Consider the following 14,256-nt stretch of genomic DNA (forward strand, 5'->3'; position numbering starts at 1 on the left):
CCCTTCCTTCGGCACTTCTTGCTGCGACCCTCCTGACCTCTTCGATGCCGGCCATCGCGCAGGAAAGCACGGATGTTGCCGAGATGCGCGCCGAGATTGCCCGGCTGCGCGCCCAGCTCCAGGCGCTCGAAGCGCGGCTCGGCAAAGTCGAGACGAGCGCGGCGGCACCGACATCGGCACGGGCATCGGCACCGGGCGCAGCGCCACCAGCTCAGGTCGCGGCGGCGGCGCCTGCTGCCGAAACAAGCATCGTGTGGAAGGGCGCGCCGCAATTCTCGAATGGCAAGGGCCTGACCTTCAAGCCGCGTGGGCGACTGCAGCTGGATACCGATGTCGTGACGCGTCCCGATGGTATCAATGGGCAGACGCTCGGCCGGGCCGCGGATGTGCGCCGCGCCTTTCTCGGTGTCGAGGGAACGCTGGGCGGCGGCCTGGGCTACCGGCTGGAAGCGGACTTCGCCAATGGGGTGACGTTTACCGATACCTGGCTGACCTATACGACCGGCCCGCTGACGATCACGCTCGGCAATCACAAGACTTTCGCATCGCTCGATGAACAGACCAGCGATCTGGAGACGAGTCTGCTGGAGCGCGCGGCTTTCACCCAGGCCTTCGGATTTGAGCGGCGGCTCGGTCTCTCGGCGACCTATGCCAGGGGCGACATCATGGCGAGTGTAGGGGCGTTCTCGGACGACCCCGAGACACAGGGCGGCGCCCTGACCGACGACAGTTATTCGTTCGATGGCCGTGCGATCTACATGCCCAGGGTCGCGGGGACGCAACTCCATTTCGCCGGGTCGCTGCATTATCGTGCGCTGCAGGATCTCACAAATACGGTGCGCTATCGCGCGCGGCCGGGCGCACGGACGACGGAGTTCCGTTTTGTCGACACCGGCATGTTCAGTGCCGTGTCGGAAACCGGCTATGGCATCGAGTTCGCGGCGATCCGCGGGCCGTTCCATGTCGCGGCGGAAGGCTTCTGGCAGCAGGTCGACCGGCCGGGCAATCTCCCGACGCCGACCTTCTTCGGCGGATATGGCGAGATCGGCTACATCTTCGCGGGCGGCAAGACCCGCTCGTACAGCAGGGGGGCGTTCGGATCGATCAAGCCGACGCGCGGCCTGGACAATGGCGGCTCAGGCGCGTGGCAGATCAATGTCCGCTACGACTGGCTCGATCTCAACGACAAGGGCGTCGTCGGCGGCAAGCAGCGCACTCTGGGCACGTCGCTGGTTTGGGTGCCGATCGAGCATGTGAAGTTCCTGGCCGACTATCTGCACCTCAACATGTACGACACGCCGATCCTTGCCGGTGGGCGCAGCGATTACGACGCCGATGTCGTAGGCCTGCGCGCGCAGTACGACTTCTGATCTGGCGGCTCAGGCCGCGTCGGCGTCCAGCGAGTAGCCGGCCGAGCGCACGGTGCGGATGATGTCGGGAAGCCCGCCGGCATTGATCGCCTTGCGCAGGCGACGGATATGGACGTCGACGGTGCGCAGCTCGATCTCGCTGTCCTGGCCCCAGACGCTGTCGAGCAGCCGCTCGCGCGAGAAGACCCAGCCGGGATGCTCAAGCAGATGGCGCAGCAACCGGAACTCGGTCGGGCCGAGTGGCACGAGGCCGCCAGCGCGGCGGACCTTGTGGGCGACGGTGTCCATCTCCAGATCGCCGAAGGTCAGCATCTCGCCGGCGAGAGCCGGGCGGACGCGACGCAGCACCGCATTGACGCGGGCGATGAGCTCGCGCGGGGAGAAAGGCTTGGTCACATAATCGTCGGCGCCGGTCTCGAGGCCGCGGACGCGATCCTCTTCCTCGCCGCGCGCGGTCAGCATGATGATCGGCACGTTGGCCGTCTCGTTCATGCGGCGCAGGCGCCGGCAGACCTCGATGCCCGAGAGATTCTCGACCATCCAGTCGAGCAGGACGATGTCGGGCGTGCGCTCCTGCGCCAGGATCAACGCTTCCTCGCCGTCCGGCGTCTGGGCGACATCGAAATCCTCACGCTGGAAATGCCATGTCAGCAGTTCCGCGAGGGCAGCATCATCCTCGACGAGGAGCATCTTTGCACGGGCCATGGTCAACGCTCCATCGGATCGATCATCGAGGATTTTTCGCGCTCCGGGGGCTTCTCGCCGGTCGCGACATAGTGGACCATCTCCGCGATGTTGGTCGCGTGATCGCCGATCCGCTCCAGATTCTTGGCGATGAAGAGCACATGCGCACTCTCCGAGATCATCTTCTGATTTTCCATCATGAAGGTGACCATGGTGCGAAAGATGCTGTTGTAGAAATCGTCGACCGCCCGGTCCCGCTCGATGACCTGAAGCGCGAGCTTGGCATCGCGGGCGATGAACGCATCCAGTGCGGATTTCACCATCTCGCGGGCGATTTCCGCCATCGAGGGCAACAGCGAGAGCGGTTCCATCCGGCTGTTCGCGGTCACGGTCTCGACGCGCTTGGCGATGTTCTTGGCATAATCGGCCATGCGCTCGACAATGCCGCTGATCTTGAGCACCGCGACGATCTCGCGCAGATCGTCGGCGAGCGGCGCGCGTAACGCGATCGTCTGGACGACGAGCCGTTCGATATGCGCGTCCAGCTCGTCGATCCGCGTGTCGCCGGCCACGACCTGCTTGGCGAGGTCGAGGTTGCGCGTGGTCAGCGCCTTCATGGCATTGTCGATCGCGTCCTCGGTGAGACCGCCCATTTCCGCGATGAGCGCGCGCAGGGCATTGATGTCGTCGTCGAACGCCTTGACCGTATGGTCCGTCATGGTTCGTTTCCTGTCTGTCATTGGGCTCAGCCGTAGCGGCCCGTGATATAGTCCTTGGTCCGCTCCTCGCGAGGATTGGTGAAGATCTCGGTTGTGGGTCCCTGCTCGACCATGCGGCCGAGATGGAAGAAAGCGGTGCGCTGCGAGACGCGCGCGGCCTGCTGCATGTTGTGCGTGACGATCACGATCGCATAATTGCCGCGCAGCTCGAGGATCAGCTCCTCGATCTTGGCGGTGGCGATCGGATCGAGCGCGGAACAGGGCTCGTCCATCAGGATGACCTCGGGATCGACCGCGATCGCGCGCGCGATGCACAGGCGCTGCTGCTGGCCGCCGGAGAGCGCGGTGCCGCTGTCGTTGAGGCGGTCCTTCACCTCGTCCCACAGGCCGGCGCGACGCAGCGACTTCTCGACGATCTGGTCGAGATCCGCCTTGCCCGAGGCTAGCCCGTGGATGCGCGGGCCATAGGCGACATTCTCGTAGATCGTCTTGGGGAAGGGGTTCGGCTTCTGGAACACCATGCCGACACGGGCGCGCAGCTGCACCACGTCCATGTTCGCGCCGTAGATGTCCTCGCCATCGAGGGTGATCTTGCCTTCGACGCGGGCACTGGCGACGGTGTCGTTCATGCGGTTGAGCGTCCGCAGGAAGGTCGACTTGCCGCAGCCCGAGGGGCCGATGAAGGCGGTCACATTGTCCAGGTCGACGTCGATGGAGACGTCCTGGATCGCCTGTTTCTCGCCATAGAAGACGTTGACGCCGCGCGCCGACATCTTCGGGATCGTGTCACTCTCAGCCATGGGTCGGAATTACCATTTCTTCTCGAATTTGTTGCGCAGGTAGATGGCGATGCTGTTCATCGTCAGCAGGAAGATGAGCAGGACGATGATCGCCGCGGAGGTCTTTTCGATGAAGCCCTTGCCGACCTCGTCCGACCACAGGAAGATCTGGACCGGCAGGACCGTCGCGGGATCGGTGATGCCGCCCGGCGGCGAAGCGACGAAGGCGCGCATGCCGATCATCAGCAGCGGCGCCGTCTCACCGAGCGCGCGGGCCATGCCGATGATCGTGCCGGTCAGGATGCCGGGCAGCGCGAGCGGCAGGACATGGTGGAACACGACCTGCACCGGCGAGGCGCCGATGCCGCGCGCCGCATCGCGGATCGAGGGCGGCACGGCCTTGATCGCGTTGCGCCCGGCGATGACGATGACCGGCATGGTCATCAGCGCGAGCGTCATGCCGCCGACCAGCGGGGCGGAGCGGGGCAGGTGGGCCACATTGAGGAAGATGGCGAGGCCCAGCAGCCCGAAGATGATCGACGGCACGGCTGCCAGATTGTTGATCGATACCTCAATGAGGTCGGTCCAGCGATTGCGGGGCGCGTATTCCTCCAGATAAAGCGCCGAGAAGACGCCGATCGGGAAGCTCAGCAGCAAGGTGATCCCCATGGTGAGCAGCGAGCCCTTGAGGGCACCCCAGACGCCGACGACGGTGGGATCGGTGCCGTCGCTGAGTGTCAGGAAGCTCAGATTGGCGCCGGTCGACAGGGCGCCGGCCTGCTTGAGCCGGGCGACGGCGGCTTCATCGGCCGGACTGCCATTGCTCTTGGCGGCGAGATCGACGCCTTCGGAGGCCGGAACGGTGATCGTCGCCTTGCGGGTGAGGATGTCGGGATCGTCGATGATCGCCTGGCGCAGCGCGGTGACGGCGCCGGCCGACATGAACCGCCCGCCATCCTTGCCAAAGGCGGCCACGGCAGCGTGATCGATCACCTGCGGCAGATTGGCGCCCGCAAGCACCTGCTCCGGATTGGTCTTGAGCGAGGCCGGGTCGATCACCAGGGGCGAACTAGGGAAGTCGATCGGCAGCGCGATCTGCGTCTGGGTGAAGCCCCGCAGGCCATTGGCCATCATCGTGATCAGCAGGAACAGCAGGAAGCCACCCGACAAGGCGACGGCCGCGAGGCCCAGCAGCCGGAAGCGGCGCTCGGCGCCATAGCGGCCGGCGATCCGACGGCGCATCGCGTCGCCTTTCCAGTCCGTGGGCGTCCGCGCAACACGCGGCGCTACGGTCTCGACCTCGGGGATTGCCCTGGAGCTCATTCGTAGGCCTCCCGATATTTCTTCACGACGCGCAGCGCGACGATGTTGAGCAGCAAGGTGACGACGAACAGGACAAGGCCGAGCGCGAAGGCGGCGAGCGTCTTGGCGCTGTCGAATTCCTGGTCGCCGGTGAGCAACTGGACCATTTGCGTGGTGACGGTGGTCACGCTGGCGAAGGGATTGAGCGTCAGGTTCGCGGCGAGACCGGCGGCCATGACGACGATCATCGTCTCGCCGATCGCGCGGCTGACCGCGAGCAGCACGCCGCCGACGACGCCGGGCAGGGCCGCGGGGATCAGCACCTTGCGGATCGTCTCGCTGGTGGTCGCGCCCATGGCGAGACTGCCGTCCCGCATCGCCTGCGGCACGGCGGCGATCGAGTCATCGGCCATGGAGGAGACGAAGGGAATGATCATCACGCCCATGACGAGGCCGGCCGCCAGTGCGCTTTCCGAGGAGGCGCCGGGGATGCCGACGGTGGAAGCGAAGCTGCGAAGGGCCGGCGCGACGGTCAGCGCGGCGAAATAGCCATAGACCACGGTCGGGACGCCGGCGAGCACCTCGAGTATCGGCTTCATCCACTTGCGCGTCTCGGGCCGGGCATATTGGGTGAGATAGATCGCGCTCATCAGGCCGAGCGGAATGGCGACGATCATGGCGATGATCGCGCCGATGAACACCGTGCCCCAGAAGAGGGGCACGGCGCCGAAGGCATTCTCATTGCCATAGCCCAGGGCGGCCGACTGCGGACTCCACTTGAGGCCGAAAAGAAAATCGAGCGGATTGACCATCGAAAAGAAGCGCAGCGATTCGAGCAGCAACGAGGCGACGATGCCGGCGGTTGTGATGATCGCGATGAGCGAGGCACCGAGCAGGGTCCACATCACCACGCGCTCGACCCGGCTGCGCGCCGTGAAGGCGGGGCGCACGCGCGAGAAGGCATAGGCGCCACCGGCAAAGGCAAGGATGGCGGCGAGGATGGCACCGATCGCCGAATAGCGGCTGGTCGCGGCGCGGAACGAGTCGACCAGGGTCAGGGACTGTGGATTGAAGGCACCGGCCTGCGCGCCGCTGGCGATCGCCTGCGCCTCGGCCAGGACGGCATTGCGGGAGAAGTCGTCGGCGGGAAGCGACCGGGCGGCGGGCGTCGCCATGACCGTGCCGTGGACGAGGCCCGGCATGACATTGGCCCAGACCGCCAGGAAGGCAAGCGCGGGGAGTGTCGTCCACAGCGCGACGTACCAGCCGTGCTGGGTCGGCCGGCTGTTGGTGGCGAGGCGCCCGACCTCGATCTGAAGCCGTGTAGCGCGGGCGCGGGCGACGATCCACCCGATCGCCCCGAGCGCAAGAATGATCAGCACGATCATCAAGCCGGTCATGAAAGACTACCCCCTTGCGGCCATCGGCCGTGTCCGGAGCGGCGTGCAGGGCGCGCCGCTCCGCATCGTCTGCGTCACTTGAGATCGGCGCCGTTCAGCACGGTCAGATTGGCAACGATGTCGCTGCTGGCCTTGCGGACCTCCTCCGTGGACGCGACCATGCCGCGCTTGGTCAGCGGCCCGCCCGGGTTCCAGTTCTTGGCGAAGGTCTCCATGTAGGCCTTGAGGCCGGGAACGGCTGCCAGATGCGCTTTCTTCACATAGATGAAGAGCGGACGAGCACCCGGATATTGACCGCTGGCGACCGTATCATAGCTTGCTTCGACGCCGTTCAGCGAGACGTCCTTGAGCGTGTCGCGATTGCCATCGAGATAGGAGAAGCCGAACACGCCGAGTGCGTCGGGATTGGCGGCGAGCTTCTGGACGATGAGATTGTCGTTCTCTCCGGCGTCGACATAGGCACCATCCTCGCGGATCTGGGTGCAAAGCTGCTTGTGCTTGGCCTCGTCGCTCTTGGCGAGCGCCGCCATCGCGGGATCGGTTTCGCAACCCTTGGTCAGGATCAGTTCAGCGAGCGAATCGCGCGTGCCGGATGTGGACGGCGGTCCGAAGACGGAGATGGGCGTCGCCGGAAGTGACGCATCCACATCCTTCCAGGTCTTCGCCTTGTTCTCGCCCTTGCCATAAGGATTGGCGGCGAGCGCCTCATAGACGATCTTGGGCGTGAGCTTGAAGCCGGGGCCCTTGATCGATTCGGCGAAGGCGAGGCCGTCGACGCCGATCTGGACCTCGATAATGTCCTTGACGCCATTGGCGACGCACTGGTCGAACTCGCTCTTCTTCATGCGGCGCGAGGCATCTTCGATGTCGGGATGCTGGCTGCCGACGCCGGCGCAAAACAGCTTCATGCCCGCGCCCGTGCCGGTCGACTCGATGATCGGCGCCTTCATGCCCGGATTGGCCTGGGTGAAGAGGCCGACGGCCTCCTGGGCGAAAGGATAGACCGTGGACGAGCCGACGGCACGAATCTGGTCGCGCGCTGCACCGGCACCACCGCCTGACTGACCTTGACACCCAGCGAGCACCAGCAGGGATGCCGCGAAAAATGCGTAACGCATGAGGAAGTCTCCTGAGGCGGTTTTATATGAAATCCGGGCCCGCCTTAGAACCGGCTTGATCGCGCCAATGTGACATTTTTGTTGCCGTTTTGTGACTCACTCCCGAACTCCCGCGATTGATGCCGGCATGGGCATCAGATCCTCCTCGCCCGGCAACGCCCGGAAGCGCGGCAACTCCACGCGAACCGTGGTTCCTACGCCCACGACGCTGTCGAGATGGAGCACACCGCCGTGACGTTGGACAATATGTTTGACGATGGCGAGGCCGAGGCCGGTGCCGCCCATGGCGCGACTACGGCTCGAATCGACTCGATAGAAGCGCTCGGTGAGTCGCGGCAGATGCTCGGGCAGGATGCCGTCGCCCTGATCGACGACCGCGACCTCGACCATATCCTCGTTCAGCCGGCGCGCGGAGACGGTCACGGCGGTGCCGGGCGCGCCATATTTGAGAGCATTGCTGATGAGGTTGTGGAGGAGCTGACTCAACTGCGCGCGGTCACCCCGCAGCGGCGGTAAAGCCGGAGCGAGGTTGACGACGATGTCCTGCGCGCGCTTGTTCTGGCTCTGGCGGAAGACCGAGACGACCTCTTCGACCAACGGGAGCAGCGCCACGGGCTGATCGGGCGCGCGATATTTGTCCGCTTCGATGCGGGAAAGCGACATGAGATCGTCGACCAGTCGCTGCATGCGTCGGGCCTCGCCATCCATCACGGTGAGGAAGCGCTGCCGCGTCGCCTGATCGGCGCCGGCGACCGGATCGCGCAGCGTCTCGATGAAGCCCAATATGCCGGCCAGCGGCGTGCGCAGCTCGTGGCTCGCATTGGCGACGAAATCGACCCGCATGCGCTCCGTCGCCTGGCGGCTGCTCTGATCGAACAGGAGGACGAGCAGGCGATCGTCGGTGATCGGCTGGATGTCGAGTTCCCAGCTCTGCTCGGCGGTGCCGAGGCCGACAATCTCGATTCTGGCGGGCTCAGTGATGCGGCGTGACCCCGCGAGCAGGTCGATCGCGGCGGGATGACGCAGGGCGAATCGGACGTCCTGCCCGGCGATATGATGGCCGAGCAGAGCCAGCGCCGCGTCGTTGCAATGCTCGATCCTGCCGCGATGCACGATGAGGCAGGGATGGGGCAGCGCGTCGAGCAGCGTCTCGAACGACTCCACGCTGGGCGGGCCCTTCACCGGCTCCGGCTTGTTCGCGAACAGATAGGCCGCGCGGCGCTCCAGCGCGTCGAACAGCATGGCCACGCCGAACAGGCCCGCAATGGCCGTGGCGAAGGTCGCTTCCAGGCTGCCGGTCAGGGCGTACACGCTGACGGTCGCCGCAGTCCCGGAAAGGAACAAAATCCAGATGGAACGATCAATCCGACCCATGGCCGCAGCCCCTAGATTATTTTGCCAAAGACTGCGATGCCGAATAAGAGTCGGCGAAGCGATTTGGGCGCGGCGTTTTGGACGCGACAGGGGGCAATGCGATGAGTGACGGGAACCGGCAAGACCCGCATGATCAGCCGGAGCAGACCAGCGACACGGGCGCATCGGCGGATGCGGGTGTGGCGTCGCGCCGGCAGCTTCTGCGGTTTGGCGCCGTGACCGGCGCGGTCGTCCTGACCGTCCGCCCCGGCATCGCCCAGGCTGCGACCTCGGTTCTCGCCTGTGAAATTCCGGTGCCGGATGCAGCGCGATCCAGCCAGGCCGTGGCGCCTGACGGGACGATGGTACCCAAGGGGACGGCGGGGTCCTTCCCCGGTGGTCGCACCTTCAAGGGCGAGGATGTGCGCTCGGGCCTTCGTGGCGCCACCCTGCCGGGCACCAGCTATGACGAGAGCCAGGCCTATCTCAACTATGTGCGCAAGCTGCAGAGCGGCCGCAGCGGCTTTACCTGCTATGCATCCCTGATGATGCCGAAGTAAGTCGTCCCGGGGTTGGTCTGGCCATGGGCGTGACCTACCGGGCCGAAGCGCCTGACCAGATCGTCATCGAGCATCTCGGTGCGATTGATCTGCTTTATCATCACCGGTCGGGCGCGACCCATCTGGTGGCCGCGCCGATGCCGCAAATCCTCGAAGCGCTTGGAGACGGGCCGGCGACGGTTGCGGACCTCATCGGACGGCTGGCGGCGCAATTCGACTTCGATGCGGCGGAGGACATGGCGTCGCTGCTGGAGCAACGGCTCGCGGAACTGGCTGCCCTCGGCCTCGTTCGCGTGGACGGCTGAGCGGCCATGCGACACGAAATCGGCCTCGGCATCGGCCCGGCGACCTTCCGCATCGGCTCTGCCTGGCGTGCGCCGCTCGACGCGCTGGCGCGGCTCTATGCCGCCTATCCCCCGGTGGACCTGTCGCGCCGCGTGCCGGACTTCACCGTTCGCCTTCAGCCGACGCGGCCCTGGCGTCGGCTGATCCGCCCATCCATCTTCATTGCCGGGGATCACTGGCTGCCGGAGGCGGCACCGATGGCGCTGGAGCATGGCCTGCTCGCTGCCGAGATGGGCATGAACCTGCAGATGGCGCTCGGCTGGCGGCGCCATGTGCTGCTGCATGCCTCCAGCGTCGAGCGGGATGGCAAGGCGATCATCATCACCGGCGAATCCGGGAGCGGCAAGTCGACCCTCGCCGCGATGCTGGGCGAGCGCGGCTGGCGGCTGATGGGCGACGAGTTCGCGCTGCTCGATCCGGTCTCGGGCGCGGTCTTTCCCTTCCCACGGCTCATCAGCCTCAAGAACCAAGCCATTGATATCGCGACTGCCGGCATCGCATCGGAGCGTCTCGGCCCCCTGATGGCGGCCACGGCGAAGGGTGATATTCGCCACCTCGTCCCGCGCGCCGACGCGATCGCGCGCATGAAGGAGCCGGCGACACCCGCCCTGCTCCTGTTCCCGCAATATGGCCCGGCGGCGGACCGGCGTCCCGTCGATCCGGGCGAAGCCTTCGTGCGGCTGACGCAGGCCTCGACCAATTATGTCGCGCTCGGCGAGGCTGGTTTTCGCGCGCTGACACGGTTCGTCACGCAGGTGCCGGCCGTGGCGCTGGACTATCCGGACAGCGCGACCGTCTTCGCGGCGATCGACGATCTGTGGAGCCGGATCGGATGAGCGCGGCGTTGCTCGTCGCCGTGCTGCTGGAGCCCGGCGAGGCGCTGCGCCTCGATGCGCGGCACTGGACGGGCCTGCTTGCGGCGGCGCGTGGCGAGCGATTGATCGGGACGCTGGCGGCGAAGCTGGACGGCCTCGACGTTCCGCCGGACGTCGCGGCGATCCTGGCCGACGCCCGGCTCGATAATCTGCGCGAGCGGCGGCAGGCGCTGTGGGAAGTCGATCGCGCGCTGGCGGCGCTGGCGCCCCTCGATTGCCCGGTGGTGCTGCTCAAGGGCAGCGCCTTCATCGCTGCGGGACTGTTGGCGGGGCAGGGCCGGGCGATCGGCGATCTCGACATCCTCGTGCCGCGCGAGCGGCTGGACGAGGTCGAGGCAGCCCTGCTTTCGGCCGGATGGGAATGGGTTAAGCCTGATCCCTATGACGACATCTATTATCGCCGCTGGATGCACGAACTGCCTCCGCTGATCCATCATGACCGGGATCGCATGATCGACGTGCATCACACGATCCTGCCGCTGACGGCGCGACCCAGGCCGGATGCGGCGGCGATGATCGCCGATGCGGTGCCGCTGGAGGGCGGCGGGGCAGTGCTGCGGATCGACGACATGCTCTGTCATGCCGCCGCGCATCTGCTGGCGGACGGCGACATGGCCGGGGGCCTGCGCAATCTCTGGGATATTCATTGCCTGATCCTGGAGCATGGGGAGGCACCGAATTTCTGGCTCGCCCTGGATCGGCGCGCGCGGCAGCACGGGCTGACGGGTCCGATGCGGCGTGCGGTGCGGCTGTCGCATCGGATTTTCGGGACCGAGGCGCCGGCTGCCTGGCTTAAGGGCGCTGTCTTTGATGCTCTTTTCGAAGCGCGCCTGCTTACCCGCAACGACTGGGGTCTGGAGGAGCGCCCCTTCCTGCGCCTCGCTTTCTACATCCGCTCGCACTGGCTGCGCATGCCCCCCTTGATGCTCGCGAGGCATCTCTGGACGAAATGGCGCAAGGGCTATCGGCCCGTCGGCCCATGAACTTCACGACCCGATTGGCGGCAGAAGCGGATCTTCCGGCCTTGCGCGCATTGATGGCGCTGGCGATCGATCGCCTGCAGTCCGATTTTCTGTCCGTCGAGCAGGTCGTGGCGAGCCGGGCGGTCATGGGCCTGGACACGCAGCTGATCGCTGACCGCACCTACTTCCTGGCGGAAGAAAATGGCGTCCTGGCGGGGTGCGGCGGCTGGAGCCGTCGCGCGACGCTTTACGGTGGCGATCACAGCACGGCCCTGCGCGATCCAGAATTGCTCGATCCGGTCCGGGATGCCGCCCGTATCCGGGCCATGTACACGCATCCCGCCTTCGCGCGCCGTGGTATCGGCCGGCTCATCCTGGACACGTGCGAGGGAGCGGCGCGCGATGCCGGGTTCGTCCGGGCGGAGCTCATGGCCACGCTGAGCGGCCAGCCGCTTTACGCCGTCTGCGGCTATCTCACGATCGAAGCGATCGAGGCCGATGTGAATGGCATCAAGGTGCCGCTGGTGCGCATGGGCAAGACGCTGCGGGATTAGGCCGGCCAGCGCTCCAGGAGCGGCACCAGCTCGTCATAATGGTCGATGCCGGCGTCCGCGCCGAGCTGCTCGGGTGTGCAATGGACGAAGCCGAAGCTGACGGCGATAGACGGGACGCTGGCCGCCCGCGCGGCGATGGTGTCATTGTCGGTGTCGCCGAGGAAGATGGTGCGGCCACCGCCGGCCTGGCGGATCATCTCGTGGATGAGATCGGGCTTGGGCTTCAACCGGTCCGGCCCCAGCGTGTCGCCGCCGACGATCGCGGCGAACCGGTCGGTCAGGCCAAGCGCATCGAGAAGCGGGCGGGCGAACCCCTCGCGTTTGTTGGTGCACATGGCGAGCCGGACGCCGCGGGCGGTCAGGGCATCCATCGCCGCGACCGCGCCGGGATAAGGCGCCGTCCCAATGCAGAGATTGTCGCCATAATAGTCGAGCAGGATCGGATGCCATTCTTCCAGCAGCGTCTCGGTGCAGCCGCCCGTCGCCTCAAGGGCGCGTTCCAGCATGCGCCTGGCACCCTTGCCGATGAACGGCTTGATCGTCTCGACCGGCAAAGGCGCGCGGTCCAGCCGCATCAGCACATGATTGACGGCGCCAGCCAGATCCGTGCTCGTGTCGAGCAGGGTGCCGTCGAGGTCGAATCCAACGATATCGAAACATATATCTGCCATGGGCCGCCCATGCCCGCTGCACTGTGGCGCGATCAAGTCAAACATGGCAAGGGGCGCCCCTGAGTCTTCCGAGCCGGAGAATGAACGTGTCCACGCCGCTCGCCGTCATCGTCCTCGCCGCCGGGCAGGGCACACGCATGAAGTCCAGCCTGCACAAGGTGCTGCATCCGATCGCGGGGCGGCCGATGTTGCTGCACCTGCTCGGTGCGGTGGCCGAGCTGGCGCCGGCGAAGCAGGTCGTCGTCGTGGGGGCGGGGCGCGAACAGGTGGAGAAGGCGGTGAGCGGCAAGGGCGTCGACATCGCCGTGCAGGCCGATCAGCTCGGCACCGGCCACGCCGTCGCGCAGGCGAGGGACGCATTGGCCGGCTTCGTGGGCGATGTGCTGATCCTCTATGGCGACGTGCCGCTGGTGCGCGCGGAGACGATGCGCGCGATGATCGCGCGGCTGCATGGCGCCGATGCGCCGGCCTGTGTCGTGCTCGGCTTCCGGCCCGACGATGCGGCAGCCTATGGGCGGATCATCGCCGGTCCCGACGGACGGATCGAGCGCATGGTCGAGTATAAGGATGCCAGCGAGGCGGAGCGCGCGGTCAATCTCTGTAATTCCGGACTGATGGCCGTTCGCTCCGATGACCTGTTTGCGCTGCTGGCGCGGGTGGGCAACGACAATGCCGCCGGCGAATATTATCTGCCCGACGTCGTGATGCTGGCGGCGTTGGACGGCCGGGCCAGCGCCGTGATTGAGACGGCGGCGAGCGAAGTGGCAGGCGTCAACAGCCGCGCTGAGCTGGCGGGTGTGGAAGCCGTCTGGCAGGCCCAGCGCCGGATCGAGGCGATGCGCGATGGCGTGACTCTGGTCGCGCCCGAGACGGTCTTCTTCGCGCACGACACCAGCATCGCGCGCGATGTGACGATCGAGCCCAATGTCATCTTCGGCCCCGGCGTGCGGATCGAGGAAGGCGCGGTGATCCACGCTTTTTGCCATATCGAGGGCGCGCATGTCGGGCCGTCCGCTTCGGTCGGTCCCTTTGCGCGGCTCCGCCCCGGCGCGGTGCTGGGCGAGAAGGTGCGTGTCGGCAATTTCGTCGAGGTGAAGAATGCGACGATGGGCAAGGGCGCCAAGGCCAATCACCTCTCCTATGTCGGCGATGCGACGGTGGGCGAGGACGTCAATATCGGCGCGGGCGCGATCACCTGCAATTATGACGGCTATTTCAAGCATCAGACGATCATCGGTGATCGCGCCTTCATCGGCTCGAACAGCGCCTTGATCGCCCCGGTCAGGATCGGCCGCGATGCGATCGTCGCGGCCGGCAGCGCCGTTTCGCGCGATGTGGGTGATGGCGAGCTGCGTCTGGTCCGGGCCGAGCAATTCGTGAAGCCGGGCTGGGCCGATCGTTTTCATGACGCGATGCGCAAGAAAAAAGAGGCGGCGAAGGCGGGCGAGAACTAACGCCGTATCGCTCTGAACATAGCAGCGCCAGGCCGGTGCTCTGCCGCGATGAATCGTGTGCCCGAATCGTCAAGTGTCGAAATCGTCCAATCGCGCCGCGCTGCATCATG

15 protein-coding genes are annotated in these 14,256 nt (G+C 66.1%); 7 read left to right on the forward strand and 8 right to left on the reverse strand.

The genetic code is table 11. From position 1 onward, the window contains the following. Nucleotides 1–44 precede the first annotated feature (44 nt). Nucleotides 45–1,370, forward strand: a complete 1,326-nt coding sequence (locus tag KK488_RS14100) for an OprO/OprP family phosphate-selective porin (protein WP_250890441.1) — start codon at nucleotides 45–47, stop codon at nucleotides 1,368–1,370. A 9-nt stretch (nucleotides 1,371–1,379) separates the two neighbouring features. On the opposite strand, the gene phoB is transcribed toward KK488_RS14100, so the two are convergent. The 7 genes from phoB to KK488_RS14135 all read right to left on the reverse strand — a co-directional run bounded on the left by phoB (nucleotide 1,380) and on the right by KK488_RS14135 (nucleotide 8,746). Further along, nucleotides 1,380–2,075 carry a phosphate regulon transcriptional regulator PhoB gene (gene phoB, locus KK488_RS14105; RefSeq protein ID WP_214624337.1) on the reverse strand — a complete coding sequence of 232 codons (696 nt, stop codon included), beginning with the start codon at nucleotides 2,073–2,075 and terminating at the stop codon, nucleotides 1,380–1,382. Nucleotides 2,076–2,077: 2 nt separating this feature from the next. Further along, nucleotides 2,078–2,773: a phosphate signaling complex protein PhoU gene (phoU, locus tag KK488_RS14110; protein WP_214624338.1), complete on the reverse strand. Its 696-nt coding sequence runs from the start codon at nucleotides 2,771–2,773 to the stop codon at nucleotides 2,078–2,080. Between the two features lie 26 nt (nucleotides 2,774–2,799). Next, nucleotides 2,800–3,573 (reverse strand): phosphate ABC transporter ATP-binding protein PstB, encoded by a 774-nt coding sequence (gene pstB, locus KK488_RS14115; protein WP_214624339.1) that lies wholly within the window; start codon nucleotides 3,571–3,573, stop codon nucleotides 2,800–2,802. Between the two features lie 9 nt (nucleotides 3,574–3,582). Beyond that, nucleotides 3,583–4,875: a phosphate ABC transporter permease PstA gene (pstA, locus tag KK488_RS14120; RefSeq protein WP_250890443.1), complete on the reverse strand. Its 1,293-nt coding sequence runs from the start codon at nucleotides 4,873–4,875 to the stop codon at nucleotides 3,583–3,585. Further along, nucleotides 4,872–6,254 carry a phosphate ABC transporter permease subunit PstC gene (gene pstC / locus KK488_RS14125; protein ID WP_214624340.1) on the reverse strand — a complete coding sequence of 461 codons (1,383 nt, stop codon included), beginning with the start codon at nucleotides 6,252–6,254 and terminating at the stop codon, nucleotides 4,872–4,874. The genes pstA and pstC overlap by 4 nt, the downstream gene beginning before the upstream one ends. Before the next feature lie 74 nt (nucleotides 6,255–6,328). Beyond that, complete coding sequence (locus KK488_RS14130) at nucleotides 6,329–7,372, reverse strand: substrate-binding domain-containing protein (RefSeq protein ID WP_214624341.1); 1,044 nt, start codon at nucleotides 7,370–7,372, stop codon at nucleotides 6,329–6,331. Between the two features lie 96 nt (nucleotides 7,373–7,468). Then, nucleotides 7,469–8,746, reverse strand: a complete 1,278-nt coding sequence (locus KK488_RS14135; RefSeq protein ID WP_214624342.1) for an ATP-binding protein — start codon at nucleotides 8,744–8,746, stop codon at nucleotides 7,469–7,471. A 101-nt stretch (nucleotides 8,747–8,847) separates the two neighbouring features. Between KK488_RS14135 and KK488_RS14140 the strand changes: the two genes are divergently transcribed. Genes KK488_RS14140 through KK488_RS14160 form a run of 5 tightly spaced genes read left to right on the forward strand, consistent with a single transcriptional unit; the run spans nucleotide 8,848 to nucleotide 12,021 of the window. Further along, nucleotides 8,848–9,285: a hypothetical protein gene (locus KK488_RS14140; RefSeq protein WP_214624343.1), complete on the forward strand. Its 438-nt coding sequence runs from the start codon at nucleotides 8,848–8,850 to the stop codon at nucleotides 9,283–9,285. A 23-nt stretch (nucleotides 9,286–9,308) separates the two neighbouring features. Beyond that, entirely contained in the window at nucleotides 9,309–9,590 is a 282-nt protein-coding gene (locus KK488_RS14145; protein ID WP_214624344.1) for an HPr-rel-A system PqqD family peptide chaperone, read from the forward strand. 6 nt (nucleotides 9,591–9,596) lie between these two features. Next, entirely contained in the window at nucleotides 9,597–10,466 is an 870-nt protein-coding gene (locus KK488_RS14150; protein ID WP_214624345.1) for an HprK-related kinase A, read from the forward strand. Further along, nucleotides 10,463–11,488, forward strand: a complete 1,026-nt coding sequence (locus tag KK488_RS14155; protein WP_214624346.1) for a nucleotidyltransferase domain-containing protein — start codon at nucleotides 10,463–10,465, stop codon at nucleotides 11,486–11,488. The genes KK488_RS14150 and KK488_RS14155 overlap by 4 nt, the downstream gene beginning before the upstream one ends. Continuing rightward, a complete protein-coding gene (locus KK488_RS14160; RefSeq protein WP_214624347.1) occupies nucleotides 11,485–12,021 on the forward strand; it encodes a GNAT family N-acetyltransferase in 537 nt (178 codons plus the stop codon). The genes KK488_RS14155 and KK488_RS14160 overlap by 4 nt, the downstream gene beginning before the upstream one ends. Here the strand turns inward: KK488_RS14160 and KK488_RS14165 are convergent. Beyond that, nucleotides 12,018–12,692 carry an HAD-IA family hydrolase gene (locus KK488_RS14165; RefSeq protein WP_214624348.1) on the reverse strand — a complete coding sequence of 225 codons (675 nt, stop codon included), beginning with the start codon at nucleotides 12,690–12,692 and terminating at the stop codon, nucleotides 12,018–12,020. The two genes, KK488_RS14160 and KK488_RS14165, sit on opposite strands and share 4 nt — an antisense overlap. A gap of 80 nt (nucleotides 12,693–12,772) precedes the next feature. On the opposite strand from KK488_RS14165, the gene glmU reads away from it, so the two are divergent. Further along, entirely contained in the window at nucleotides 12,773–14,146 is a 1,374-nt protein-coding gene (glmU, locus tag KK488_RS14170; RefSeq protein WP_214624349.1) for a bifunctional UDP-N-acetylglucosamine diphosphorylase/glucosamine-1-phosphate N-acetyltransferase GlmU, read from the forward strand. Nucleotides 14,147–14,256 lie beyond the last annotated feature (110 nt).

Source organism: Sphingobium nicotianae (assembly GCF_018603885.1).
Lineage (GTDB): Bacteria > Pseudomonadota > Alphaproteobacteria > Sphingomonadales > Sphingomonadaceae > Sphingobium > Sphingobium nicotianae.